Origin of the sequence: Streptomyces sp. sk2.1 (genome assembly GCF_008120935.1) — a bacterium.
GTDB lineage: Bacteria > Actinomycetota > Actinomycetes > Streptomycetales > Streptomycetaceae > Streptomyces.
Map to the genome: position 1 here is coordinate 1,163,537 of NZ_RDBO01000020.1, position 25,564 is coordinate 1,189,100.

Annotated in this window: 18 protein-coding genes and 3 tRNA genes; 12 read left to right on the forward strand and 9 right to left on the reverse strand. The window is 73.0% G+C overall.

What is annotated here, in order from left to right; genetic code table 11:
* The first annotated feature begins 167 nt into the window (after positions 1-167).
* The 4 genes from EAO76_RS08725 (at position 168) to EAO76_RS08740 (ending at position 4,153) form a co-directional block, all read left to right on the forward strand.
* Complete coding sequence (locus EAO76_RS08725; RefSeq protein ID WP_148834956.1) at positions 168-632, forward strand: MarR family winged helix-turn-helix transcriptional regulator; 465 nt, start codon at positions 168-170, stop codon at positions 630-632.
* Positions 633-802: 170 nt separating this feature from the next.
* Positions 803-1,369, forward strand: coding sequence for a hypothetical protein (locus EAO76_RS08730; RefSeq protein ID WP_148834958.1), 567 nt, complete (start codon positions 803-805; stop codon positions 1,367-1,369).
* 160 nt (positions 1,370-1,529) lie between these two features.
* Positions 1,530-2,567, forward strand: a complete 1,038-nt coding sequence (locus EAO76_RS08735) for a rod shape-determining protein (RefSeq protein ID WP_148834960.1) — start codon at positions 1,530-1,532, stop codon at positions 2,565-2,567.
* Between the two features lie 65 nt (positions 2,568-2,632).
* Positions 2,633-4,153: a GAF domain-containing protein gene (locus tag EAO76_RS08740; protein ID WP_148835652.1), complete on the forward strand. Its 1,521-nt coding sequence runs from the start codon at positions 2,633-2,635 to the stop codon at positions 4,151-4,153.
* Positions 4,154-4,194: 41 nt separating this feature from the next.
* On the opposite strand, the gene EAO76_RS08745 is transcribed toward EAO76_RS08740, so the two are convergent.
* Positions 4,195-4,626 (reverse strand): Lrp/AsnC family transcriptional regulator, encoded by a 432-nt coding sequence (locus tag EAO76_RS08745; RefSeq protein WP_124717831.1) that lies wholly within the window; start codon positions 4,624-4,626, stop codon positions 4,195-4,197.
* 146 nt (positions 4,627-4,772) lie between these two features.
* On the opposite strand from EAO76_RS08745, the gene EAO76_RS08750 reads away from it, so the two are divergent.
* The 3 genes from EAO76_RS08750 (at position 4,773) to EAO76_RS08760 (ending at position 8,988) form a co-directional block, all read left to right on the forward strand.
* Positions 4,773-5,981, forward strand: a complete 1,209-nt coding sequence (locus EAO76_RS08750) for an MFS transporter (RefSeq protein ID WP_187438506.1) — start codon at positions 4,773-4,775, stop codon at positions 5,979-5,981.
* A 234-nt stretch (positions 5,982-6,215) separates the two neighbouring features.
* Positions 6,216-7,595, forward strand: a complete 1,380-nt coding sequence (locus EAO76_RS08755) for an acyl-CoA synthetase (RefSeq protein WP_148835654.1) — start codon at positions 6,216-6,218, stop codon at positions 7,593-7,595.
* Positions 7,588-8,988, forward strand: coding sequence for a carboxyl transferase domain-containing protein (locus EAO76_RS08760; RefSeq protein WP_148834963.1), 1,401 nt, complete (start codon positions 7,588-7,590; stop codon positions 8,986-8,988). The genes EAO76_RS08755 and EAO76_RS08760 overlap by 8 nt, the downstream gene beginning before the upstream one ends.
* Before the next feature lie 43 nt (positions 8,989-9,031).
* On the opposite strand, the gene EAO76_RS08765 is transcribed toward EAO76_RS08760, so the two are convergent.
* The 5 genes from EAO76_RS08765 to EAO76_RS08785 all read right to left on the reverse strand — a co-directional run bounded on the left by EAO76_RS08765 (position 9,032) and on the right by EAO76_RS08785 (position 13,692).
* Positions 9,032-10,297: an MFS transporter gene (locus EAO76_RS08765; protein ID WP_148834965.1), complete on the reverse strand. Its 1,266-nt coding sequence runs from the start codon at positions 10,295-10,297 to the stop codon at positions 9,032-9,034.
* A 164-nt stretch (positions 10,298-10,461) separates the two neighbouring features.
* A complete protein-coding gene (locus EAO76_RS08770; RefSeq protein WP_148835655.1) occupies positions 10,462-12,246 on the reverse strand; it encodes an ABC transporter ATP-binding protein in 1,785 nt (594 codons plus the stop codon).
* A gap of 987 nt (positions 12,247-13,233) precedes the next feature.
* A tRNA-Ile gene (locus EAO76_RS08775) sits at positions 13,234-13,307 on the reverse strand.
* A 234-nt stretch (positions 13,308-13,541) separates the two neighbouring features.
* Positions 13,542-13,614 (reverse strand) — tRNA-Asn (locus EAO76_RS08780).
* A gap of 5 nt (positions 13,615-13,619) precedes the next feature.
* Positions 13,620-13,692 (reverse strand) — tRNA-Asn (locus EAO76_RS08785).
* 203 nt (positions 13,693-13,895) lie between these two features.
* On the opposite strand from EAO76_RS08785, the gene EAO76_RS08790 reads away from it, so the two are divergent.
* The 4 genes from EAO76_RS08790 to EAO76_RS08805 all read left to right on the forward strand — a co-directional run bounded on the left by EAO76_RS08790 (position 13,896) and on the right by EAO76_RS08805 (position 19,582).
* Positions 13,896-14,198 carry a YtxH domain-containing protein gene (locus EAO76_RS08790; protein ID WP_148834966.1) on the forward strand — a complete coding sequence of 101 codons (303 nt, stop codon included), beginning with the start codon at positions 13,896-13,898 and terminating at the stop codon, positions 14,196-14,198.
* 75 nt (positions 14,199-14,273) lie between these two features.
* Entirely contained in the window at positions 14,274-15,719 is a 1,446-nt protein-coding gene (locus tag EAO76_RS08795; RefSeq protein WP_148834968.1) for an FGGY family carbohydrate kinase, read from the forward strand.
* 198 nt (positions 15,720-15,917) lie between these two features.
* Positions 15,918-17,651, forward strand: coding sequence for an ABC transporter ATP-binding protein (locus EAO76_RS08800; protein WP_148834970.1), 1,734 nt, complete (start codon positions 15,918-15,920; stop codon positions 17,649-17,651).
* Positions 17,651-19,582 (forward strand): ABC transporter ATP-binding protein, encoded by a 1,932-nt coding sequence (locus EAO76_RS08805; RefSeq protein WP_148834972.1) that lies wholly within the window; start codon positions 17,651-17,653, stop codon positions 19,580-19,582. The genes EAO76_RS08800 and EAO76_RS08805 overlap by 1 nt, the downstream gene beginning before the upstream one ends.
* Before the next feature lie 66 nt (positions 19,583-19,648).
* Here EAO76_RS08805 and EAO76_RS08810 read toward each other — a convergent pair whose 3' ends face one another.
* From EAO76_RS08810 to EAO76_RS08820, 3 genes are all read right to left on the reverse strand, one after another.
* Positions 19,649-20,776, reverse strand: coding sequence for an RNA polymerase sigma factor (locus tag EAO76_RS08810; RefSeq protein ID WP_148834974.1), 1,128 nt, complete (start codon positions 20,774-20,776; stop codon positions 19,649-19,651).
* Between the two features lie 190 nt (positions 20,777-20,966).
* Complete coding sequence (gene dnaG / locus EAO76_RS08815) at positions 20,967-22,877, reverse strand: DNA primase (RefSeq protein ID WP_148834976.1); 1,911 nt, start codon at positions 22,875-22,877, stop codon at positions 20,967-20,969.
* A gap of 126 nt (positions 22,878-23,003) precedes the next feature.
* A complete protein-coding gene (locus EAO76_RS08820) occupies positions 23,004-24,263 on the reverse strand; it encodes an NAD(P)/FAD-dependent oxidoreductase (RefSeq protein WP_148834978.1) in 1,260 nt (419 codons plus the stop codon).
* Positions 24,264-24,535: 272 nt separating this feature from the next.
* Between EAO76_RS08820 and EAO76_RS08825 the strand changes: the two genes are divergently transcribed.
* Positions 24,536-25,543 carry a helix-turn-helix transcriptional regulator gene (locus tag EAO76_RS08825; RefSeq protein ID WP_148834980.1) on the forward strand — a complete coding sequence of 336 codons (1,008 nt, stop codon included), beginning with the start codon at positions 24,536-24,538 and terminating at the stop codon, positions 25,541-25,543.
* The last annotated feature ends 21 nt before the right edge of the window (positions 25,544-25,564 follow it).

The following is a 25,564-nucleotide window of genomic DNA, read 5'->3' on the forward strand; positions in this document are numbered from 1 at the left end:
GGGGCGGGAGAAGCTCCGCCCGTGGGGCCGGGCCCGCGGGACCGGGTCCGCGCGGGCCCGGCCCGCCTCGGCCTGTCACCGGCCCGGCGGACGAAATACTTCATGATGTGAAACAACCATGCTCCTGAATATTTCACTTTGTCAAGCAACCGGCTATCCTGGGTGTCATGCCCACCCCCCGCACAGACCCGCTGACCCTTGAGGTCGTCGAGCTCATCGGTACCGTCGTGGCGCGCTACTACGAGGAGTACGACGAGGCCGCCGCGGCCCACTCGCTCACCGGCGCGCAGGCACGCGTGCTCGGGCTGCTCGTGCTGGAGCCGATGCCCATGCGCCGGATCGCCCAGAAGCTGAAGTGCGAGCCGTCGAACGTCACGGGCATCGTCGACCGGCTGGAGACCCGCGGCCTGGTGGAGCGCAGGCCCGACCCCACCGACCGGCGGGTGAAGCTGGCCGCCCCGACGGAGCGGGGTGCGCGGATCGCGCGGGAGCTGCGCGAGTCGCTCACCTTCGCGCGGGAGCCGCTGGCCCGGCTGTCGGACGGGGACCGCGCGCTGCTGCGGGACCTGCTGCGGCGGATGCTGGGCGGCCCGGACCTCCTGCCGGAGCGGCCGGGCCCCACCTCCGGTTGACGGCCTCCCCGCCGGAGGGCCGGTCCCCCCCAGGGCCGGTCCCCCCGGCGGCCGACGGACGGACGCGGGGCGGACGGACGCGAGGTCGGCGGACGCGGGGTCGGCGGACGCGGGGTCGGCGGACGCGGGGTCGGCCGGTGGTGCGGGCCGTCGTGTGGAAGCGTGGCCCCATGACCGCGTCCGCGCCCTTCGGCCCCCGTGAGTTCCAGCTCGTCCTGCTGCGCCGGATGGCCGACCACCGGCCCGACCTGGTCGAGGACGCCCGGCGCGAACTGGGCGCCTCGTCCGCCGAGATGCGCGAGGCCAACCGCCGCTGGCAGGCCATGACGCGGGCACCGCGCGGCCGGGGCGCCGCGCACCGCCACCGTTCGGTGCTCGGCGAACCCGAGTCGTCCGGGCGCCGCACGGTCGGTGGCCTGGAGTGCGAGGTACTGCGGTGGCCGGTGCCGCTCTGGCCGGACCTGCGGTTCGAGGTGACGGCCGCGCCGGGCGGCGCCGTGTGGAACGAGTGGCTGGTGCGGGCGCCGGGAGCGCCGGGACCGGAGCTGCGCGCGATCGCGGATCTGCGGCCCTGGTCGGCCACGGTGGACGAGGTCGCGCGGGCCTTCCCGCCGGTCCGGCCGATGGAGGGCGGCGCGCCGACCCGGTGGGCGCTGGCGATCACCGAACCGGGGACGGGGCTGCCGTACGTCGCCGAGTTCACCTGGGGGCTGTTCCAGCGACTGCTGCCGGGGTGAGCCGGGGCGGTCCGTCGCCCTTCCTGTCGGGGCGTCAGCTCCGTACCCTCCTCCGGCGCCTCCCAGCGCGCGCCGCGGCGGCACAGGGCGCACCATGCGAGAGAGAACCGGCCGCAGCCCGGCCGGTGCCCACCCGTCCGCGCTCCCGGGAGAACCTGCCGTGACCGTCAGTCTTGAGCAGTTGCGCCGTTGCCATGTCGCCGTCGACCTCGGGGCCGCCCGGACCCGCGTGTACGTCAAGGGGCTCGGGCTCGTCGTGGACGAGCCGAGCGTCGCCGCGGTGAACACGCGTACCGGGTCGCTCATCGCGGTCGGCGCGCTCGCCGAACAGATGACGGGCCGCACCCCCGACTACATCCGGGTGGCCCGCCCGGTCTCCGGCGGAACCGTCGTCGACATCGAGATGGCCCAGCGCATGCTCCGCCATCTGCTCGGCGAGAAGCTCCGCCGCCAGTTGCGCCGCAAGCCCCGGCTGCGGGCCGCCGCCTGCACCCCGCACGACAGCGATCCGCTCGCCCAGCGGGCCGCCGTGGAGACCCTGGTCGGGCTCGGCGCCCGGCGGGTCGAGCTGGTCGACACCCTGATCGCGGCGGCCGTCGGCTGCGGGCTGCCGGTGGAGCAGCCGACCGCGACCATGATCATGGTGTGCGGGGCGGCGACCACCCAGATCGCGGTGCTCTCGCTCGGTTCGATCGTGAGCGCCGTACGCATCCCGGTCGGCGGCGACGCCATCGACCACGCCGTCATCCAGCACCTGCGCCAGCACCACGCGCTGATGCTGCCGAGCCAGTCCGTGCGCCCGCTGCAACTGGCACTCAGCGGCAGCGGCCTGACCTCGCGGGGACCCGCCACGACCGAGATCCACGGCCGGGACGTGGCGACGGGCCTGGCCCGCTCGGTACGGGTCGAGACGGCGGCCGTGCGCCAGGCCATCCACGCCCCGCTCACCGGTGTCCTGGACGGGCTCGGCAAGATCCTGCGCGACTGCCCGCCCGACCTGGTGGCCGACCTCGTGGACTGCGGGATCATGATGGTCGGCGGCAGTGCCCTGCTGCCCGGTCTCGACCAGATGCTGCGGGACGCGACGGGCATGTCGGTGCACATCGCGGAACGGCCGGACGTCTGCGCGGTGCTGGGGCTCGGCGCCATGCTGGACGGCCGGATCGAGCCGATGGTCCTCGACCCGCTCGCCTGCTGAGCCCGAAGGGGGCGTGACGCGTGCCCGACGAGACGGAAGCCCCGCCCGCGGCGTCCGGGCTGCCGATGTTCCTGGAGGCGGTGCTCAGCATCGGTACCGACCTCGGGCTGCGGGCCACCCTCCAGCAGATCGTCGACACCACGACCGCCCTGACCGGAGCCCGGCAGGGTGCGCTCGGCGTGCTCGACCAGGAGCGCGGCACCATCGGCGAGTTGTTCACCTCGGGCCTCGACGAGGACGAGCGCCGGCGCATCGGCGACTTCCCGGACGGGCACTCGGGGATGCTCGGCATCCTCGTCGGCGCGTCGGAGCCGGTGCGCTCCGACGACCTGGGCACCGACCCGCGCTCCTGCGGGGTGCCGCCCGGCCATCCGCCGGCGCGGTCCTTCCTCGGGACGCCGATCCGGGTGCACGGCCAGGTCTTCGGCAACCTCTACCTCACCAACAAGCGCGTCGGCGTCTTCACCGAAGCGGACGCGGCGGTGCTGAAGGCGCTGGCCTCGCAGGCCGGGATCGCGATCGCCAACGCCCGGCTGTACGAGGCGGCCCGGCAGCGGGAGCGCTGGATCGAGGGGGCCGCCGCCGTCACCAACGCGCTGCTGAGCGGCGGGAACCCGGCCGACGCGCTGACGACCGTCGCCGAGGGCGCCCGGGTGCTGGCCGACGCGTCCGCCGGGGTCATCCTCCAGCCGAACGCGGAGGGCGGCATGGAGATCGTCACCGCGTCCACGCGCGACGACCCGGCCGGCCTCGTCGGTACGACCATCGCCCCCGGCTCCGACGTGCTGGTCCAGCTCCTGGGCGGGGAGCCGGTGTTCATCGAGGACTCGGCGACCGATCCCCGGATGACGACGCATGTGCGGACGCGGTTCGGTCCCAGCATGATGCTGCCGCTGCGCAGCGGCGGCCGGCTGATCGGTACCCTCGCCCTGCCCCGGCGGCGCGGCGCCCGCCCGTACACGGCCGTGGACCGGCTGCTGGCCTCGCAGTTCGCCTCGCAGGCCGCGCTCGCGCTGGTGCTGGCGGCCGCCCAGCACGACCGGGAGCAGCTGGCGGTGTACGAGGACCGCGACCGGATCGCCCGCGACCTGCACGACCTCGTGGTGCAGCGGCTGTTCGCGACCGAGATGATGCTGGAGTCGACCCGCCGCAGGACCGTCGCCCCGGAGACGGACGAGCTGCTCGGCAGGGCGGTCGACGAGCTGGATTCCACCATCCAGGAGGTGCGGACGACGATCTTCGCCCTCCAGCAGCCGCCCGCCGAGGCGCCCGCGACCTTTCGCGGCCGGGTGCTGCGGGAGACCGGGGGCGCCTCCGCCGTGCTCGGCTTCCAGCCGTCGGTGCACTTCACCGGGGCGGTCGACGCCCTGGTCCGGGACCCCGTGGCCGGCCGGCTGCTCACCGCGCTGCGGGGCGCCCTCGCCACCGCGCACCGGCGGGCCGGGGTGTCGGCGATCGAGGTGGAAGTGGACGCGACGGCCGTCCTCCCGGACGGGCGGACCTCGGTCCGGCTGACGGTCGCCGACGACGGCCGCGAGGAGGACGGTTCGCGCCCGGCGACCTTCACCTGGCAGGAACCGCTCTGAGACCCGGTGGACGCCGCCCCGGCCCCGCATGGCGCGTCCCCTCACCTCGCGGGCGCCGCCCTGAGCGCGACCCGGGTGTTGGAGTGCGCGACGCCGGCCTCCCGCTTGAGCCTGCGCAGCAGCCCGTCCAGGGCCGCGGTGTCGGCGACGGTGGCCCGTACGAGGTAGTCGTGGCCGCCGGTCACATGGACCACCTCGGTGATGCCGGGCAGGGCGAGCACCGCCCGTTCGAACACCTCGTTCGTCGTGTCGATCCGCAGCGTCACGTCGATGAAGACGACGAGGCCGGTACGGGTGTCGGCGGCCGGGTCGATGATCACGGTGAACCCCCGGATGACGCCGTCCCGGCGCAACCGCCGCACCCGGTCGGCCGCGGCGTTGGCGCTGAGGCCGACCCGCACGCCCAGGTCGCGGTACGAGATCCGGGCGTCCTCCTGGAGGATGCCGAGGATTTCTCTGTCCAGCCGGTCCATACCGCGATTGTCTCAGCTTTGTCCGGTTCGCGACGGTGCGAGTCGCGGCGGGGCCGCCCGCGGACCGGTGTCCCCGCCCCGGCGGCGTTGCCCCGCATGGCCCATTCCGGCGGGCCCACGACCGCCGCACGCCCTTGACTGAGGGGGTGGATACCGCCGTCAAGCAGGCTTCCGCCCCGGTCGACGCACCGTCCGCGGCCGCCTACCGCAACCTCGTGATGGCCACGATCGGATTCGGGCTGACCTTCTGGGCCTGGAATCTGATCGCGCCCCTGGCCGGGGACTTCAAGGAGCGGCTCGGCCTGTCCTCGTTCGAGCAGTCGCTGCTGGTCGCGGTGCCGGTGCTGGTCGGTTCGGTGGGCCGGGTGCCGGTCGGCGCGCTCACCGACAAGTACGGCGCCCGGCTGATGTTCCCGCTGGTCTCGGCGCTCACCGTCGTGCCCGTGCTGCTGCTGATCCCGGCGGGGGACTCGTACGGCGCGATGCTCGCCGTGGGTTTCCTGCTGGGCCTGGGCGGCACCACGTTCGCGATCGGCATCCCGCTGGTCAACTCCTGGTTCCCCCCGGCCAAGCGGGGCCTCGCGCTCGGGGTGTTCGGGATGGGCATGGGCGGCGTGGCCCTGTCCGGGTACTTCACCCCGCGGATCGCCGAGCACGGCGACAACCTGCCGTTCCTGGTGGTCGCGGCGGCGCTCGTGGTCTACGCGGCGCTGGCCGCGGTGCTGGTCGCCGACCGGCCCGACCGGGTGGTGCCGAAGGAGTCCCTCGGCCGCCGGCTGGCCGGCGCGGGGCGGCTGCGGGTCACCTGGGAACTGTCCGCGCTGTACGCGATCGGCTTCGGCGGGATCGTCGCGTTCGGCGTCTACCTCCCCACGTACCTGAAGACCTGGTACGACCTGTCGCCCACCGACGCCGGCACGAAGGCCGCCGGGTTCGCCCTGGTCACGGTCGTTTTCCGGCCGATCGGCGGCTGGCTGTCGGACCGCGTCCACCCGGCCCTGGTCACGGCGGCGGCGCTCGGCCTGGCCGCCCTGATGGCGATCGTCCAGGCGTTCGACCCGCCGCTGGCCCCGGGCGGCACGGTCGCGCTGCTCTGCATGGCGGCGGGCCTGGGCACGTCGAGCGGCAGCGTCTTCGCCCTGGTCTCCCAGGTGACGCCGCAGGCGCAGGTGGGCAGCGTGACCGGAATCGTCGGGGCGATGGGCGGCCTGGGCGGTTTCGTGCCGCCGCTGGTGATGGGGGCGATCTACAGCGCGAAGGACTCGTACTCGATCGGCTTCATGCTGCTGTCGGACCTGGCGCTCGCGGGCTGCGTGTACGCGTACGGCCGGATGCGGAACGTCCGCCGGGAGTGAGGCCGCCCGAGGCGGCGGGGCACGCGCCGGCGCCGCTCCTTCGGGAACGTCGAGCGGGTCCGGCCGCCCCGTGCGCCCGCGCACGCGCTCCGGCCGGGACGTGTGCGCGGCGTCACGGAACGTACGGCGGGTCGTGGGGGCCGCCGCCTCGCTAGGGTGCGGTGGGTGACTCCTCTTCTGTCTGTGCCGTCCGACGGTTCGACCCGGGAAGCCGTCCGATTCGGCGAACACGCCATGACCTACGACCAGTTGGCCGCCGCTTCCACCGCGCTCGCCGGGCGTCTCGCGGGTGTTGGACGGGTCGCCGTATGGGCCACGCCCACCCCCGCGACGGTGGTCGCCGTCGTGGCCGCGCTGCGGGCCGGGGTGCCGGCGGTGCCGCTGAACCCGAGGACGGGCACCCGCGAACTCGCCCACATCGTGGCCGACAGCGCCCCGGCCGTGGTGCTGGCCGGGGCGGGCGACGCGCTCCCGCCGGTGCTCGACGCGCTGGACCGCATCGACGTCGACACGGCCGGTGGGGGCCCGCACGCCGATTTCCCCGAGCCCTCCCCCGAGTCCCCCGCGCTGATCGTCTACACCTCCGGCACCACGGGCCCGCCCAAGGGCGCGGTGCTGCCGCGCCGCGCGATCGCCGCGTCGCTCGACGCGCTGGAGGACGCCTGGCGGTGGACCGGGGACGACGTGCTGGTCCACGCCCTGCCGCTGTTCCATGTGCACGGCCTGATCCTGGGTGTGCTCGGGCCGCTGCGCCGGGGCGGCTCGGTGCGGCACCTGGGCCGGTTCAGCACCGAGGGGGTGGCCCGGGAGCTGTCGTCCGGCGGCACCATGCTCTTCGGCGTGCCGACGATGTACCACCGGCTCGCCGAGGCCCTCGACGGCGCGGCGCCGGGCGCGGACGGGCTGGCGAAGGCGCTGGCCGGGGCCCGGCTGCTGGTGTCCGGCTCGGCCGCGCTGCCGGTCCACGACCACGAGCGGATCGCGGCGGCGACGGGCCGCCGGGTCATCGAGCGGTACGGCATGACGGAGACCCTGATGAACACCGGCGTACGGGCCGACGGCGAGCCGCGCCCCGGCACGGTCGGCGCGCCCCTGCGCGGCGTCGAACTCCGGCTGGTCGAGGAGGACGGCACCGTCCTCGCCGACCCCGGCGCCATCGGCGAGATCCAGGTGCGCGGCCCGAACCTCTTCATCGGCTATCTGAACCGCCCCGACGCCACGGCCGCCGCGCTCACCGCGGACGGCTGGTTCCGCACCGGCGACATGGCCACCCGCGACCCCGACGGCTATGTGCGGATCGTCGGCCGCAGGGCCACCGACCTGATCAAGAGCGGCGGTTACAAGATCGGCGCCGGTGAGATCGAGAACGCGCTGCTGGACCACCCCCAGGTCCGCGAGGCCGCGGTCACCGGCGAGCCGGACCCTGACCTGGGCGAGCGGATCGTCGCCTGGGTGGTGCCGGTCGACCCGGCCGCTCCTCCGTCCGGCGACGAGCTGGCCGACCACGTGGCCGCCCAGCTGTCCCCGCACAAGCGCCCCCGCACCGTCCGCTACCTGGACGCGCTGCCCCGCAACGACCTCGGCAAGATCATGAAGAGGTCGCTCCATGCCTGAGCGGCTGACGGCGAGGGCGGCGATCGCGGCGCTCACCACGGAGTTCGAGGAGCTCACCGGCGCCGGCACCGTCGACGGCGCCGGGGACGGGCCGCTGTCCTGGGGCGGGTACGCGGAGTCCCGGGCCCGCGCCGCCGCCCGTACCGGCGAGGCGGAGTCCGTCGTGCACGGCCTCGCCGACGTCGGCGGGCAGCGCTGCGTCCTGGTCTCGTTCGAGTTCGGCTTCCTGGGCGGCTCGCTGGGACAGCGCACCGGGGACCGGCTGGTGGCCGCGTACGAGGCCGCCCGGACCCGGTCGCTGCCGCTGGTCTCGCTCATCGCGACGGGCGGCAGCCGGATGCAGGAGGGCATGGTCGCCCTGACCCAGCTCCAGCGGGTGGCCGGGGCCTCGGCGCGGCTGCGGGCGGCGGGCCCCGCGCAGCTCGCGGTGTTGCGCGACCCGACGACCGGCGGCGGCTGGGCCACGCTGGGCGCGGGCGCCGATGTGATCCTGGCGCTGCCGGGCGCCCAGGTCGGGTTCGCCGGTTCCCGGGTGCGGCCCGCCGACGCGGACCCCCGCGCGTACACCGCGGAGGGGCAGCTGGCCTCGGGCCAGATCGACGCGGTCGTCCCGCCCGGGGAGCTGCCGGGGACGGTGGCCGGCTGGCTGCGGGCGCTCGCCCCGCAGCCGGCGCCCCGGCCCGCCCCGGTGCCGGACGCCCTGTCCGCCACCGGTCTCCCGGCGACCGGCTGGGACGCGGTCCGGCAGGCTCGTGCCGCGTCCCGGCCGCGCGCCGAGGCGTATCTGGACGCGTACTTCGAGCACCGGCTCCCGCTGCGCGGCGACCGCTGCGGGGGCACGGACCCGGGGCTGCTGTGCGGTTTCGGGCGGCGCGACGGCCGCTCGATCGCGTACGTCGCCCAGTGCGGCACCGCGACCCGCCCGGCCGGTTACCGCACGGCGGCCCGGGTGGTCCGGCTGGCGGACCGGCTCGGCGTGCCCGTGCTCACCCTGATCGACACCCCGGGCGCGGCGAACGACGCGGCGGCGGAGCGGGCCGGGGCGGGCGCCGCCATCGCCGACGCGTTCGCGGCCGTGGCCGCGGCCCGGGTACCCCTCACCACCCTGGTGATCGGCGAGGGCGGTTCGGGCGGCGCGCTGGCTCTGGCGGCCCCGGGGAACACCCATGTCACCCGGGACAGCTACTTCTCGGTCATCGCCCCGGAACTGGCGGCGGCGATCCTGAAGCGCCCACCGGAGGAGGTGCGGGCCACGGCGGACCAGCTGCGGCTGCGCCCCCAGGACCTGGTGGAACTGGGCTTCGCCCGCTCGGTGGTGGGACCGGCGCCGGGCGGAGACGGGGAAGGGGACAGGAACGGGGACGGGAGCGGGGACGCGTCGCGGGAGCGGTGAGACGCGGGCGGGGCACCCCGGCGTCCGGGCGCGTCCGGCGGCGTCACGGCTGCGGGTTCTGCGCGTCGTACCGTGCGAACCCGCGCCACCGCAGCCCCAGCAGGGTCACGGCGACGACACAGGCGATCCCGCCCCCGGTCACCGCCAGGCCGGGCGAGGCCAGGTCGGCGACCGATCCGGCCAGGAAGTCGCCGAGCCTGGGCCCGCCCGCCACGACGACGATGAACACGCCCTGGAGCCGTCCCCGCATCTCGTCCGGCACCGCCGCCTGGAGCATGGTGTTGCGGAAGACCATCGACGTGTTGTCAGCGCACCCGGCGAGCGCCAGGAAGATCAGCCCGAGCCAGAGCTGACGGGTCAGTCCGAAGACCGCGACGGCCGCGCCCCAGCCGGCCACGGCCAGCAGCACCGCGAGGCCGTGGCGCCGGACGCGGCCCAGCCATCCGGAGAACACCCCACCGAGCAGCGCGCCCAGCGCGGGGGCGGCGACCAGCAGTCCGGTGGTCTTCGCGTCGCCCCCGTACCAGAGGACGGCGACGACGGGGAACAGCGCCCGGGGATGGGCCAGCACCATGGCGCACAGGTCGGTGAAGAAGGTCATCCGCAGATTGGGCCTGGTCCCCAGGAAGCGCAGCCCGTCCGCGACGGACGCCCGCTTGTCCCCCGAGCCCTCCTCGCGCTGCGGCAGCATCGCGGGCAGCCGCCACATCGCGTACAGCGAGGCGGTGAAGGTGATCACGTCGACGGTGTACGCGGCCCGGTAGCCCCACCAGCCGACGACGAGTCCGCCGAGCATCGGCCCGGCCAGCATGCCGGTGGTGCTGGTCATGGAGTTGAGGGCGTTCGCCGCGGGCAGCTGCTCGGCCGGCAGCAGCCGGGCGATCATCGAGCTGCGGGCCGGCGCGTTGACCGCGAAGCAGGCCGCCTGGAGGGCCACGATCACGTACAGCAGCCCCACCTGCTCCACCCCGGCGACGGCGGCGGCGAGCAGGACGAGGGAGAGCGCGAACGAGCCCGACGCGCTGACCAGCCCCAGCTTGCGCCGGTCGAGGGTGTCCGCGACGGCGCCGCCGTACAGTCCGAAGACGACGAGCGGCAGGAACGAGCAGAAGCCGATGAGCCCGACCGAGAAGGCCGATCCGGTGATGTCGTAGACCTGGAGCGAGACGGCGAGCGACGTCATCCCCTGCCCGATCCAGGAGACCGTGTTCCCGAACCAGAGCCGCCGGTAGTCGGGAGAGGTCCTCAGCGGTGTCAGGTCGGCGAATATGCGGGTGCGGCGGGCGGGTCCTTCGGTCGTTTCGGTCACAGCGGATGGTAACGAGCGGGGTCCCGGCCGCCGCCGGGCACGGCCCGTTTCCGGCCGCGCGCACCCGCCGCCGGCTTCCGGCCGTCGCACGTGCCGCGGGGAGCGCGGGGCCCACCCGGTCCGTCACCGTCCCGCGACGGGCGGCCCGTTCGGGGGTGCGGTCCTCAGCTCCAGTGGACTCCTGACGGTTCGGCGGACCGGTGCCCGGTCCCGTCGTGCTGCTGGGTGCGGCGTTCGAAGAGCGTGGCGTACAGGCCGCTGTTGCCGAGGAGCTGGGTGTGCGTGCCGGACTCCACCAGCCGCCCCTCGTCCAGGACCAGGACGCGGTCGGCGTCCGCGGCGAGGGCCAGGTCGTGGGTGATCACGATGGTGGTGCGGCCCCGGGCCAGTCGCCGCAGCGGGGTGAGGATGCGCTGTGCGGCCAGCCGGTCCAGCCCGGTGGTGGGTTCGTCGAGCAGGAGCACGGGGGCGTCGCGCAGCATGGCGCGGGCGATGGCGATGCGCTGCAACTGGCCGCCGGACAGTCGGGGGGTACCGGTGGATATGACGGTGTCATATCCGTCCGGCAGGGCGCGGATGAACGCGTCGGCGTCGGCCGCCCGCGCGGCCTCCACGACGTCGTGGTGGCTCGCGTCCGGGCGCCCGCAGCCGATGTTCTCCTCGATGGTGTCGTGCAGCACGAGCGTGTCCTGGGGCAGCAGCGTGATGTTCCGGCGGAGGTGGGTCAGCGGCAGCCGGTCCACGGAGACGCCGTCCAGCCGGATGCTGCCGGAGTCGGGGTCGTAGAACCTCAGCAGCAGCGCCGCCAGGGTCGACTTGCCCGCACCGCTGGGTCCGGTGATGACCAGGAGTTCCCCGGGGCTCGCGGTGAACGAGAGGTCCCGGAGCACCGGTTCGGCGCCGTTGGGGTAGCGGAAGAAGACATGGCACGCCTCCACCTCGCCGAGCGCCCGACTCCGGGGCGGCTCGGGAACGGAGGAGGCCGGGTCGGTGACGGAGGGCCGGGAGTCGAGGATCTCCAGCAGTCGTTCGGCTCCCGCGGTCGCCGCGGTGGCGGTCAGACCGAGCTGTCCCAGCGAGCGGATCGGCGGGTAGAGGTAGCCGATGAAGGCGGCGAAGGCGAGGAGTTCCCCGAGGCTCATCCGCCCCGCGGAGATCTCCCACGCCCCCAGACCGATGATGGTCAGGACGCAGATCGTTTCGAGGACCTCGACGAACTGCTCGTAGAACTCGGTGAGGCGGACGGCCTTCACGGCGGTCCGCAGCCGTGTCCGCGCCTTGTCCGCGAGCCGCTTCTCCTCGTCCTGCTGCCTGTTGTACGCCTGGGTCATGACGACGTTGACCAGCGTCTCCTCGACCACCGCCGTGATGGCACCGTCCGCCGCCCGGCCGCGCCGGGACACCGCGCGCAGGGGTCCGGCGAACCGGCCGGTGACGATCAGGAGCAGCGGGACCATGACGAAGGTGGCGAGCGCCAGGTCCCAGCGCAGCATCAGGGCTGCGCCGGCGTAGAAGATGGTGCCGAACAGTGCCGAGGCCGTGCCGACGATGCCGGAGACCACCAGCGCCTCGATGGCCTCCACGTCACCGGTCAGCCGTTCCACCAGGTCGCCGCGGCGGTTGCGCTGGAAGAAGTGCGGCGGCAGCGTCTGGATGTGGCCGAAGACGCGGGCCCGCAGCCGCAGGACGAAGCGTTCGGCGGTCCAGACCGCGAGCGAGCTGCCCAGATACCCCACCACGGCACCGGCGACCGCGACGGCGAGCCACTGGCCGGCGGGTTTCCAGAAGGCACTGACATCGCCCTGTTGCAGGGCGGTGTCGGTGAGTTCGGCGAAGAGCAGGACCGTGACGGTCTCGGCGAGGGCGGCCAGGATGGCGCACAGGAGGACCACGATCAGCCAGCGCCGGTCCCCTCTGGTCAAGGGCCAGAAGCGCCGGAACGACATCATGATGCTGACGGGGTCGGTACGGATCGGAATGTCCGTCACCGAGTCCTGGGGCGGCTCTTCGGTACGGGCTGAACGCTGGAGCGAGCTGCGAAGGCGCATGGGCGTCACGTCACAGAGGTCTGGGGTTCATGGACCGTCGCCGTGGACGTCGGGGCCGCGGCTCTCCCCCGCGGGCACGGGCCCCAAAACCACGAGGCGGACCCGCGCGATGCGCGCGAGCCTGCCTCGTACCGGGTTTGGCGTCAGGGATGGGGGGTCAGCAACCCCACCCGCGTCCACGGCGGCCGTAGCCGTAGCCGTAGTCGTCATAGCCGTAGTCACGGAATCCGCGTCCACGTCCACGTCCGTATCCACGTCCGTGCCCGTATCCACGTCCGCCTCGACCGCGGCCCCTGTCCCTGTAGTCGAAGATGCTGCGTACGTTCATCTTCGTCTCCTTCGGAAGTTGCTGTGCCACTCCTTGCTTCTGCAGCGGCACTTCCGACACTACGTCCACCCCCTACGACCAACAAGTCGTACAAGCCACAATCAGCATTAAAAGTCGTGAATCGTCACATTCCGTCGGAGAGTTACCCATCGATGACTCTCCGGGCACCGCCCCGGACGGCTCGCCCCACGCACTCCGCACGGCTCACCGGCTCCACCCGACTCCACCCGGCCGCGCCCGGAGCACGCGCCGTCGCGACGCCGACGGCGGCCCGGACGAATCCGGCCGCCGGGTGCTCGCGGCGCGGCCGGCGAAGTCCGGCGCGACCACCGGAAGTTGGCCCACCGTCGCAAGTGCCGCCGGGCGGTTCCCGCCGAAGTGCCCGCGCCCGCCCGGCCGCTCCCCCGCGACCCGCGGCACCCCGACCGCCGACCACCCCGGACCCGCGGGCCCGCCGGACACCGGGCGGCGCCCCGGCCCGAGCAGCGCAAAGGGCCCCCAGCGGACTGGGGGCCCTTATGTTTCACCAGGTCAGAACGATTCTGCCTGGGGAACTTCAGTGGGGCGGGTGGGACTCGAACCCACGGCCGACGGATTATGAGTCCGCTGCTCTAACCGGCTGAGCTACCGCCCCTTTTCGGCGTGGCGCGTACAAGTGTGCGCGCCGTCTGCCGCAGCATAGCCGGTCATACGATCTCTCGCTCCGGATGGTCGGCTTCGCCTGACCATGAAGACCGCACCGACGGCTGCCCGGTTCCGGAAGGGGCGAAACAGACCCCGAAAGAGTCACATGCACCCCCCACGCATCACGGCGCCGAACGGCGACGGGCATGCGGAAGAGGACCCCTCGGGGTCCTCTTCCGTTCCGCTCCCCCGACTGGACTCGAACCAGTAACCCTCCGGTTAACAGCCGAATGCTCTGCCAATTGAGCTACAGGGGATCGCGCTCCCCCGACTGGACTCGAACCAGTAACCTGCCGGTTAACAGCCGGCTGCTCTGCCAATTGAGCTACAGGGGATTGCTGCGTGTGCACCGAACCCTACCTGCCTGGCGGATGCCGGGCGGCGCGCGTTCGCTGCGACACATACATTAGCGCAAGCAGGGGGGTGCTTTGCCAATCGGTATCCCCGGGGTGATCTCCGGCGCCCTCCGGCAGTCGGACAGCACACGTCCAGCACACGTCGCACGAGCGTCGCACTGAGCTAAGGAAGGGTGGCAGCCATGCGGTACCGGCTCACGTTCATCGCCGGACTGGCCCTCGGATACGTGATCGGGACACGGGCCGGGCGCGAGCGCTACGAACAGATGAAGGAGTCCGCGCGCCGGTTCGCCCGGAACCCGGCCGTGCGCAACACCGCCGAGTCCGCGGCGCAGAACGGCCGGCAGATGGCCGGAAAGGCGTACCACGCGATGAGCGACAAGGTCGGCGCCAAGGTGCCCGCCCCGGTCGCCGAGCGGATGCGCTCGCTGCGGGACCGCACGCGCAACGGCGCGGAGGACGACTGGGGCACCTCCAACACCTGAGGCCCCGGGGCCGCCCGCGACGATGCCGCGTCATCCGGTACGGAAACGCTCCGGTGGTGCGGCAGAATCTTGTGCATGGGGATAGTCGCGGGCTTGGACAGCTCTTCCGCCTTCACGCACATCGTCGTCTGCGATGCGGACACCGGCGCCGTACTGCGCCGGGGGTACGCCGCGCACCCCGTCGATCCGAAGGCCACCGAGGTCGACCCGCAGGCCTGGCTGCTCTCGCTCGGCGAGGCCGCCGGCGGCGGGCTGCTGGAGGGCGTGCAGGCCATCGGCGTCTCCGCGCAGCAACACGGCCTGGTGCCGCTGGACCAGCAGGGCAACCCCGTACGGCCGGCGCTGGTCGGCAACGACAAGCGGGCGCAGGCCGCCGCCGCGGACCTGATCGACCTGTTCGGCGGGCGGCAGTCCTGGGTCGAGGCGGTCGGCTCGGTGCCGCAGGCGGCGCAGCCGGTGGCGAAGCTGCGATGGCTGGCGCGGACCGAGCCGGAGGCGGCGCAGCGGGTGGCCGCGGTGCTGCAGCCGCACGAATGGCTGGTGTGGCAGCTGCTGGGGCGCCCCGCCCGGCGGACCACCGACCGGGGCGCCGCCTCCGGCACCGGCTACTGGTCTGCGGGCAGCGGCTCCTACCGGCCCGATCTGGTGGAGCTCGCGCTCGGGCACCGGGCCGCGCTGCCCGAGGTGCTCGGCCCCTCCGGGACCGCCGGGACGACGCCCGAGGGGCTGCTGATCTCCGCGGGGACCGGCGAGACGATGGCCGCGGCGTTCGGGCTCGGGGTCGGGGTGGGCGACGCGGTGGTGTCGCTGGGCGCCTCGGGCTCGGTCATGGCGGTGCACCACGAGGCGCTGTCCGACCCGGCCGGGATGATCACGTCGTTCGCGGACGCCACCGGGATGCACCTGCCGGTGGTGCACACGTCGAACGCGGTGCGGGCGCTGCGCGGGACCGCCGAGATGCTCGGCCTGGAGAACATCGAGGAACTGTCCGCACTGGCGCTGAAGTCGACGCCGGGCGCCTCCGGGCTGGTGCTCCTGCCGTACCTGGAGGGCGAGCGCACCCCGCACCTGCCGCACACCGCGGGGACGCTGTGCGGGCTGCGGCGCGAGTCCATGAAGCCGGAGCACCTGGCGCGGGCCGCGTTCGAGGGAATGCTGTGCTCGCTGGCCGACGCGCTCGACGTGCTGCGCGGCCGGGGCGTCGAGGTGCGGCGGGTGTTCCTGCTGGGGGCGGCGGCCGAGCTGCCCGCCGTGCAGGGGCTGGCGCCCGCGTTCTTCGGTACGCAGGTGATCGTGCCGCAGCCCGCCGAGTACGCGGCGCTGGGCGCGGCCCGGCAGGCGGCCTGGGCGCTGGGCGCCTCGCAGGGCACGGTCGACCCGCTCGTCCCCCCGGCCTGGCAGGGTGCCGCGGCGCAGGTGCTGGAGCCGGGCGAGGAGCTGGCGGTCGGGCAGGCGGTGCGCCAGCAGTACGTGACGACCCGGGACCGGATCCATCCGGGGGCGTTCGACGCCGCGCGCTGAGCACGCGCCGAGCGCGCGCGGGCGCGGTGGAACCGGGGGTGCGGCACCCGGTCGGACCGGGCGTGCGGCGGGACTCCCACCGACTGTGTACTCGGTCTTTTTTTTGACCTGGTCTTGAGTAAAATTACTCGCAGTCGCGGCCGACGGTGCCGGAAAATGGGTCGACTCCCGCACTCTGCCGACATCCGAGAGACACGCGTGCTCATAAAACTCCTGCGGGCCCATCTCGGTCCGTACAAGAAACCCATCGCGCTGCTGGTCCTCCTCCAGCTGCTGCAGACCTGTGCCAGCCTCTACCTCCCCACCCTGAACGCCGACATCATCGACAACGGTGTCGTCGAGGGGGACACCGGCTACATCCTCGAATTCGGCGCCATCATGATCGCCGTCAGCATCGGCCAGGTGGTCTGCAACATGGGGGCCATCCACTACGGCGCCCGTACCGCGTCCGCGCTCGGCCGCGACGTGCGGGCCGCGGTCTTCGACCGGGTCCAGTCGTTCTCGGCACGCGAGCTCGGGCGGTTCGGGGCACCGTCGCTGATCACCCGTACGACCAATGACGTCCAGCAGGTCCAGATGCTGGTGCTGACGACGTTCACCCTCATGGTGTCGGCCCCCATCATGTGCGTCGGCGGCATCGTCATGGCGCTCGGCCAGGACGTCCCGCTGTCGGCGGTGCTGCTCGCGGTGGTGCCGGTGCTGGGCATCTCGGTGAGCCTGATCGTGAAGCGGATGCGCCCGCTGTTCCGCACGATGCAGGAGCGGCTCGACACGGTGAACCGGGTGCTGCGCGAGCAGATCACCGGCAACCGGGTCATCCGCGCCTTCGTCCGCGACGAGTACGAGGAGAAGCGCTTCCGCGGCTCCAACACCGAGCTGACGGACGTGGCGCTGGCCACGGGCCGGCTGATGGCGCTGATGTTCCCGACCGTGATGACGGTCGTGAACGTCTCGTCGATCGCGGTGCTCTGGTTCGGCGCCCACCGCATCGACAGCGGCGGCATGGAGATCGGTGCGCTGACCGCCTTCCTCGCCTATCTGATGCAGATCGTCATGTCGGTGATGATGGCCACCTTCATGTTCATGATGGTGCCGCGCGCCGAGGTGTGCGCCGAGCGCATCCAGGAGGTCCTGGAGACGGAGTCGAGCGTGGTCCCGCCGGTCGCGCCGGTCCGCGAGCTGCGCGCCCACGGCCATCTGGAGGTGCGCGGCGCGGACTTCCGCTACCCGGGCGCCGAGGAGCCGGTGCTGCGGTCGGTGGACCTGGTGGCCCGCCCCGGCGAGACCACCGCGATCATCGGGTCGACGGGCAGCGGCAAGTCGACGCTGCTGGGGCTCGTGCCGCGGCTGTTCGACGTGACGGACGGCCAGGTGCTGGTGGACGGCACGGACGTGCGGACGCTGGACCCGGCCCTGCTGGCCAGGACCGTGGGCCTCGTCCCGCAGAAGCCGTACCTGTTCTCCGGGACGGTCGCGACGAACCTGCGGTACGGGAACCCGGACGCGACCGACGAGGAGCTGTGGCACGCGCTGGAGGTCGCCCAGGCCAAGGAGTTCGTCGAGGGCCTGGAGCACGGCCTGGACGCGCCGATCGCGCAGGGCGGCACCAATGTCTCCGGCGGGCAGCGGCAGCGGCTCTCCATAGCCAGGACGCTGGTGCAGCGGCCGGAGATCTATCTCTTCGACGACTCGTTCTCGGCCCTGGACTACGCGACCGACGCCGCGCTGCGCGGCGCGCTGGCGCGGGAGACCGCCGACGCGACCGTGGTGATCGTGGCGCAGCGCGTGTCCACCATCCGCGAGGCCGACCGGATCCTGGTGCTGGACGAGGGCCGGGTCGTCGGCTCCGGCACCCATCACGAACTGATGGCCGGCAATGAGACGTACCGGGAGATCGTGCTCTCCCAGCTGACGGAAGCGGAGGCCGCGTGATGGCCGGTCCTGGCGGACGCATGATGGCGGGCGGGGCGCCGACCGACCGTTCCATGGACTTCAAGGGGTCCTCGAAGCGGCTGCTGAGGCGCTTCGAGACGGAGAAGCTCTCGCTCTACGCGATGCTGGCGGCCTGCGCGGTGAGCGTCACCCTGTCGGTGATCGGGCCGAAGATCCTCGGCCGGGCGACCGACCTGGTCTTCGCCGGGTTCATCGGCCGGCAGATGCCGGAGGGGGCGACCAAGGAAGAGACCATCGCGCGCATGCGCGAGGGCGACAGCGGCCTCGCCGACATGCTGTCCGGGGTGGACTTCGTGCCGGGGCACGGCATCGACTTCGGCGCGGTGGGCGACGTGCTGCTGGTGGCGCTGGCGATCTACGTCGGGGCCGGGCTGCTGATGCTGGTGGCCACCCGGCTGTCGATCCGGATCATCAACCGGGTCGTGTTCCAGCTGCGCGAGGACATCCAGACGAAGCTGTCGCGGCTGCCGCTGTCGTACTTCGACCGGGCCCAGCGCGGCGAGGTGCTCAGCCGGGCGACGAACGACATCGACAACATCTCGCAGACGTTGCAGCAGACGATGGGCCAGCTCATCAACTCCCTGCTCACCATCGTCGGTGTCCTGATCATGATGTTCTGGGTCTCGCCGCTGCTGGCCCTGGTGGCCCTGGCGACGGTGCCGCTCTCGGTGGTCGTGGCGACGAAGGTCGGCAAGCGCTCGCAGCCCCAGTTCGTGGAGCAGTGGCGGGTCACGGGCAAGCTCAACGCCCACATCGAGGAGATGTACACCGGGCACACCCTGGTGAAGGTCTTCGGGCGGCAGGAGGAGTCCGCGAAGGGCTTCGCCGAGCAGAACGAGGCGCTGTACGAGGCGAGTTCCAAGGCCCAGTTCAACAGCGGGATCATGCAGCCGCTGATGATGTTCATGTCGAACCTGAACTATGTGCTGGTCGCCGTCGTCGGCGGGCTGCGGGTCGCCTCGGGCGCGCTGTCCATCGGTGACGTGCAGGCGTTCATCCAGTACTCGCGCCAGTTCTCGATGCCGCTGACCCAGGTCGCCTCGATGGCGAACCTGGTGCAGTCGGGCGTCGCGTCGGCCGAGCGGATCTTCGAGCTGCTGGACGCCGAGGAGCAGGGCGCCGACCCCGCGCCCGGCGAGGGCGAGCGGCCCGGGAAGCTGCGGGGCGGGGTCTCGCTGGAGAAGGTGTCGTTCCGCTACGACCCGGACAAGCCGCTGATCGAGAACCTGTCGCTGGACGTCGAGCCCGGCCACACGGTCGCGATCGTCGGCCCGACCGGCGCCGGGAAGACCACCCTGGTCAATCTGCTGCTGCGGTTCTACGAGGTGACCGGCGGGCGCATCGCGCTCGACGGGGTGGACGTGTCGAGGATGTCGCGCGACGACCTGCGCCGGTCGATCGGCATGGTCCTCCAGGACACCTGGCTGTTCGGCGGCTCGATCGCGGACAACATCGCGTACGGCGCCTCGCGCGAGGTCACCCGCGAGGAGATCGAGGAGGCGGCGCGGGCGGCCCACGCCGACCGCTTCATCCGCACCCTCCCGGACGGCTACGACACGGTGATCGACGACGAGGGCACCGGGGTCAGCGCGGGTGAGAAGCAGCTGATCACGATCGCCCGCGCGTTCCTGTCCGATCCGGTGATCCTGGTGCTCGACGAGGCGACCAGCTCCGTCGACACCCGGACCGAGGTGCTGATCCAGAAGGCGATGGCGCGCCTCGCGCACGGCCGCACGAGCTTCGTGATCGCGCACCGGCTCTCCACGATCCGGGACGCCGACGTCATCCTGGTGATGGAGAACGGCTCGATCGTCGAACAGGGCACGCACGAGGAGCTGTTGGCCTCCCAGGGCGCCTACGCCCGGCTGTACTCGGCGCAGTTCGCCCAGGCGGTCGCCGAAGTCGACTAGGGACACCGCCCGTCCGGCCCCCGAGGGCCCGTGCCGCCGACCGGTGGCGCGGGCCCTCGCGCCGTCTCAGTCGAGGTAGCCGCGGAGCTGGTCGGCGAAGGCGTGGTCCCGCAGTTTGCCGAGCGTCTTGGACTCGATCTGGCGGATGCGTTCGCGGGTCACGCCGAAGATCCGGCCGATCTCCTCCAGGGTGCGGGGCCGTCCGTCGTCCAGCCCGTAGCGCAGCTGGACCACCTTCCGCTCGCGTTCGCCGAGGGTGGAGAGCACCGCTTCGAGGTGCTCGCGCAGCAGCAGGAAGGCGGCGGACTCGACGGGGGACGCGGCGTCGCCGTCCTCGATCAGGTCGCCGAGGGCGACGTCCTCCTCGCCGACCGGGGCGTGCAGCGAGACGGGTTCCTGGGCGAGCCGCAGGACCTCGCCGACCCGCTCCGGGGTGAGGTCGAGCTGGGCCGCGACCTCCTCGGCCGTGGGTTCGCAGCCGCGTTCCTGGAGCAGCCGGCGCTGGACGCGCACGACGCGGTTGATCAGTTCGACGACGTGCACCGGGACCCGTATGGTCCGCGCCTGGTCGGCGAGGGCGCGGGACATGGACTGCCGGATCCACCAGGTCGCGTACGTGGAGAACTTGTAGCCCCGGGTGTAGTCGAACTTCTCGACCGCCCTGATCAGCCCGAGGTTTCCCTCCTGGACCAGGTCGAGCATGGTCAGCCCGCGTCCGATGTAGCGCTTGGCGACGGAGACGACGAGGCGGAGGTTGGCCTCGATGAGGCGGCGTTTGGCCATCCGTCCCATGACCACCAGCCGGTCGAGGTCGACGGCCAGCCGGGTGTCGGGGTCCGGGGTGCGCGCGAGCCGTTCCTCGGCGAAGAGCCCGGCCTCGACGCAGCGGGCGAGCTCCACCTCCTCGGCGGCGCTGAGCAGGGGTATCCGGCCTATCTCCCGCAGGTACTGGCGGAAGAGGTCGGAGGAGGTGGTGCCGGTCTCCGGACGGTTCCGCGCCCCCTGCCCCGGCCCCGGCTCCGGGGTGTCGGACTCCTCCGTGAGCGCTTCCGGCGGCTCCTCGGCGAGCGCCTCGGGCGGGTCCGGCGGATCGACCGGTGCGGGCGGGGGTTCCACCGCGGCCTCCGGGTGCCGTAAGGCCCGTTTCTGCGCGGGGATGGCCGAGATGTGCTCGGTTTTGGTCCGGGTCTGCACGGGGGCGACCTCCAGGTGATCGCTGCCGGACCGCGGGTGCGGGCCACCGTTCGGTGGACCGGCCGCGTTCCGATGACTCAGGCACCGCCCTCAGTGTGGGGCACGACACATCCCCGTCACGAGGGGCGTGCGGGGACTTTCTGAGTCCGGTCCGTGACCGGGCGGTTACCGCGGGAGCACCCGAGGGGCGTCAGAGCGCGGCGGCCCCGTTGCCGCGCAGGTTCTGGGCGTACTGCTGGAGGACCCAGACCTCGTTCTGCGCGGCGGCCAGGTGGTCCGGGGCGACGTTGCTGCCGAGCCGGGCCAGGCTGCTCTGGACGTCGTCGATCCGGCGGTCGACGGCGCGCAGCCGGACGTGGACGAGCTGCATGCCCGCGTAGGTCTCGTCGATGCTCTTGCCGTGGAAGACCTCCACGGCCAGTTCGGTGACGAGGTTGCGCACCGTCTCGTCGGGGGCCGCGTCGAGCACCCGGACCAGGTACTCGCGGCTGTCGGCGAGGCCCTGTTCGGCGCCGCCCGCCTCCTCGATGCACTGGCGCACGGCGGCATAGGGCGGGGCGGTGAACTCGTCGGCCCCGTAGGCGTCGAACGCGGGCGAGACCAGCTCGGGCTTCTGGAGGGCGAGCTTGAGCAGTTCGCGCTCGGTGCGGTGGGCGGGGCTGCGGAGGTTGAGCGCGGGGCCCGACGGGGTCACGGGGGCCCGCATCTCCTGGTGCTGTGCGCCGCCCCGCGCGGCGGGCCGTGCGGGGCCGCGCCGGTCGCCGCCCCGGCCGCGGGCCCACTGGGCGAGCTGGTTGACCCGGTGCACCACGTACTCCTGGTCCAGGATGCCGACGAAGCCGGCCAGCTGGACGGCGACCTCGCGCTGCACGCTGCCCGTCTTGATCTTGGCGACGACGGGCGCCGCCTCGTCGAGCGCGGCGGCGCGGCCCGCCGGGGTCTCCAGGTCGTACCTGGAGACGATCTGGCGGAGCGCGAACTCGAAGAGCGGGGTGCGCGGCTCGACCAGGTCGCGCACGGCGTCGTCGCCCTTGACCAGTCGCAGGTCGCAGGGGTCCATGTTGTCCGGGGCGATGGCGATGTACGTCTCGGCGGCGAACTTCTGGTCGTCCTCGAAGGCCCGCAGGGCGGCCTTCTGCCCGGCCGCGTCGCCGTCGAACGTGAAGATCACCCGGGCACTGCCGTTGTCCATCAGGAGCCGGCGCAGGATCTTGATGTGGTCGCCGCCGAAGGCCGTGCCGCAGGTGGCGATGGCGGTGGTGACCCCGGCGAGGTGGCAGGCCATGACGTCGGTGTAGCCCTCGACGACCACGGCCCGGCTGGCCTTCGCGATGTCCTTCTTCGCCAGGTCGATGCCGTACAGCACCTGGGACTTCTTGTAGATCGCGGTCTCGGGGGTGTTGAGGTACTTCGGTCCGTTGTCGTCCTCGCGCAGCCTGCGGGCGCCGAAGCCGACGACGTCTCCGGAGGTGTCGCTGATCGGCCACATCAGCCGGCCGCGGAAGCGGTCGATGGGGCCGCGCCTGCCGTCCTGGGAGAGGCCGGAGGCGATCAGCTCCTTGTCGCTGAAGCCCTGGCCGCGCAGGTAGCGGGTGAGGTGGTCCCAGCCGGCCGGGCTGTAGCCGATGCCGAAGTGGGCGGCGGCGGCCTGGTCGAAGCCCCGTTCGGCGAGGAACTTCCGGCCGATCTCGGCCTCGGGGCTCTCCAGCTGCTCGACGTAGAACCGGGCGGCGGTCTTGTGCGCCTCGACCAGCCGGATGCGCTCGCCGCGCTGGTGGGAGGGGTTGTACCCGCCCTCCTCGTAGCGCAGGGTGATGCCCGCCTTGGCGGCGAGCCGCTCGACCGTCTCGGAGAACGAGAGGTGGTCGATCTTCATCACGAAGGCGATCGTGTCGCCGCCCTCCTGGCAGCCGAAGCAGTGGAAGAGACCCTTGCTCGGACTGACCTGGAAGGAGGGGGACTTCTCGTCGTGGAACGGGCAGAGCCCCTTGAGGTTGCCACCGCCCGCGTTGCGCAACTGGAGGTACTCGGACACGACGGCGTCGATCGGGACCGCGTCCCGTACCGCCTTCACATCGTCGTCATTGATCCTGCCTGCCACGGGTGAATTCTACGGGTGGGGGCGGACAGCCGGACCGCGCGGCACTGTGATCCGCGGAACCCGCCGGTCCGGTACGCCGGGCGCGGCCCGGGGGGACCGGGCGGGGTCCGGCGTACCGGGCGCGACTCAGGCCAGCGAGTCCAGCGGCACCGACGGGTCCGCCAGCGCGTCCGGGTCGACCTGCCGGCCCGACCTGATCAGCCCCTGCACGGTCTCGGTGACGTCCCACACGTTGACGTTCATGCCGGCCAGCACCCGGCGGTCCTTCAGCCAGAAGGCGATGAACTCGCGCTTCCCCGCGTCACCGCGGATGACCACCTGGTCGTAGCTGCCCGGCGGCGCCCAGCCGGAGTACTCGAGGCCGAGGTCGTACTGGTCGGAGAAGAAGTACGGCACCCGGTCGTAGCTCACCTCCTGGCCGAGCATGGCGCGGGCCGCGGCCGGGCCGCTGTTCAGCGCGTTCGCCCAGTGCTCCACGCGCAGCCGGGCCCCGAGCAGCGGATGGGCCACGTTGGCGACGTCACCGGCGGCGAAGATGTGCGGGTCGCTGGTGCGCAGGGAGGCGTCCACGGCGATGCCGCCGCCGTCCGCGCGGGGGGCCATGGCGAGCCCGGCGGTCTCGGCGAGGGCGGTGCGGGGGGCGGCGCCGATCGCGGCGAGGACGTCGTGGGCGGGGTGCTCCTCGCCGTCGTCGGTGCGGACGGCGAGCACCAGGCCGTCCTGGCCGATGATCTCGGTGAGGCGGACGCCGAAGTGGAAGCGGACCCCGTGGTCGCTGTGCAGGTCGGTGAAGATCTGGCCGAGTTCGGGGCCGACGACCTGGTGCAGCGGGGTCGGTTCCGGTTCGACGACGGTGACCTCGGCGCCGTATCCGCGGGCCGCCGCCGCGACCTCCAGCCCGATCCAGCCGGCCCCGGCGATCACCAGGTGGCCGTTGTCGCGGCCGAGCGCGGTCAGGACGTTGCGCAGCCGGTCGGCGTGGGCGAGGCGGCGCAGGTGGTGGACACCGGCCAGGTCCGTGCCCGGCACGGGGAGGCGGCGCGGTTCGGCCCCGGTGGCGAGCAGCAGCTTGTCGTAGTGGACGACGGTGCCGTCGCCGAGCCGTACGGAGCGGGCCACCCGGTCGAGCGAGGTGACGGGCTGGCCCAGGTGCAGTTCGATCTCGGCGCCCGCGTACCAGGCGGTGTCGTGGACGAATACGCTGTTGCGGTCCTCCTTGCCGGACAGATAGCCCTTGGAGAGCGGCGGCCGTTCGTACGGATGGTCTCGTTCGTCGCCGAGGAGGATCACCCGGCCGCTGAAACCCTCCGTCCGGAGGGTCTCCGCTGCCTTCGCCCCGGCCAGCCCTCCTCCGACGATGACGAACGTCCGATGTGCGTCGACCACTTGATGCCTCCTCGGTGCTTGCTTCGCGGCGCCGCCAACTGCGAGCGTCCCGCACGCAGCGTGATGGCGAAAGAGGGTGTACCCCGATCAGGTCACCCCCAGTGGTCGGTCCCAGTCTGCTCCCGCGGCCCGCGGCCCGCGGCGCGGCTCGCAGACGGGCCCGATCCCGTTTGCCCGGCCGGGGCGACTGACTACTGTGGAAATCCGGCGCCGGCGGGGGCGGCCCGACGGGGTCCCGGGGCGGCGCGGAGGACGGAACACGCGGGGGGCGCATGTTACGCATCCACTTCACCAGTGAGGACCTGAACCGGCTGCGGATCGCGCCGGGCCCGGATCCGATGTGGGAACTCGTACTCGCTCTGCACCTGTTGCAGAACCGGCAGGCGGCGGTGGCCTTCGACCCGTGGCGGCGCGAGGTCCGGGCGGCGATCGCGCGGGCGGGCCTGGGGGAAACGGTGACCGCCCTGACCCGGCTGTGCCCGCACGCCGCGTTCTTCCCGGACTTCCTGACCCCGGGGCGGGGCGACACCGATCTGGAGACCGCCGTCGACCGGGTGCTGTCGACCCCGATGGCCGAACTGGACCGGGAGATCTCCATGCTCCACCCGCCCGGCCGGATGCCGGGCGGGGCGCGGCTGCTCGCGAGCGGTGACCGGCGGGCGCTGGGGCGGCTGGGCGAGGCACTGCGCCGCACGTACGCGGTGGTGGTCCAGCCGTACGCGGACGACATCCGGGCCGCGGTGGCGGCCGACCGGCCGGTGCGCGCGCGGGCGGCGCTGGGCTCGGGCAGCGACGGCCTGCTGGCCAGCTACGGCCCCGACCTGGGCTGGCGGAACGAGAACCGGCTGCTGGAGGCCCCGTATCCGGTGTCCCGGGACAAGCCGCTGAACGGCCGGCCGCTCACGATCGTCCCGGCGTTCTTCTGCGTGCGCTACCCGGTCATGCTGGCCGACCCCGAACTGCCGCAGGTGCTGGTCCATCCGCTGTCCCCGGTGCCGGGCTGGCTGGAGCGGTCCAGGGCCGCGCGGCGCGACGCCGGTTCGAGGACACCGGGGGTGGCCCGGCTCATCGGCCGTTCCCGGGCCGCCGCGCTGGACGTGCTGGAGCGGCCGATGACGACGACGCAGCTGGCCGAGGTGCTGCGGCTGACCCTGTCGACGGCGAGCCGGCACGCGACGGTGCTGCGGGAGGCGGGGCTGATCGCCTCGGAGCGGCAGGGCTCCGCGGTGATCCACCGCCGGACGCCGCTGGGCGACGCGCTGATGAACGAGCGTTCCTGAGAGGCGTCCTTGGGAGCGGGG

Bases quoted from the DNA above. Each gene is read 5' to 3' on its own strand.
- EAO76_RS08725 (WP_148834956.1), top strand. From the start codon at position 168: ATGCCCACCCCCCGCACAGACCCGCTGACCCTTGAGGTCGTCGAGCTC.
- EAO76_RS08730 (WP_148834958.1), top strand. From the start codon at position 803: ATGACCGCGTCCGCGCCCTTCGGCCCCCGTGAGTTCCAGCTCGTCCTG.
- EAO76_RS08740 (WP_148835652.1), top strand. From the start codon at position 2,633: ATGTTCCTGGAGGCGGTGCTCAGCATCGGTACCGACCTCGGGCTGCGG.
- EAO76_RS08745 (WP_124717831.1), bottom strand. From the start codon at position 4,626: ATGGACCGGCTGGACAGAGAAATCCTCGGCATCCTCCAGGAGGACGCC.
- EAO76_RS08755 (WP_148835654.1), top strand. From the start codon at position 6,216: ATGACCTACGACCAGTTGGCCGCCGCTTCCACCGCGCTCGCCGGGCGT.
- EAO76_RS08760 (WP_148834963.1), top strand. From the start codon at position 7,588: ATGCCTGAGCGGCTGACGGCGAGGGCGGCGATCGCGGCGCTCACCACG.
- EAO76_RS08770 (WP_148835655.1), bottom strand. From the start codon at position 12,246: ATGATGTCGTTCCGGCGCTTCTGGCCCTTGACCAGAGGGGACCGGCGC.
- EAO76_RS08790 (WP_148834966.1), top strand. From the start codon at position 13,896: ATGCGGTACCGGCTCACGTTCATCGCCGGACTGGCCCTCGGATACGTG.
- EAO76_RS08795 (WP_148834968.1), top strand. From the start codon at position 14,274: ATGGGGATAGTCGCGGGCTTGGACAGCTCTTCCGCCTTCACGCACATC.
- EAO76_RS08805 (WP_148834972.1), top strand. From the start codon at position 17,651: ATGGCCGGTCCTGGCGGACGCATGATGGCGGGCGGGGCGCCGACCGAC.
- EAO76_RS08825 (WP_148834980.1), top strand. From the start codon at position 24,536: ATGTTACGCATCCACTTCACCAGTGAGGACCTGAACCGGCTGCGGATC.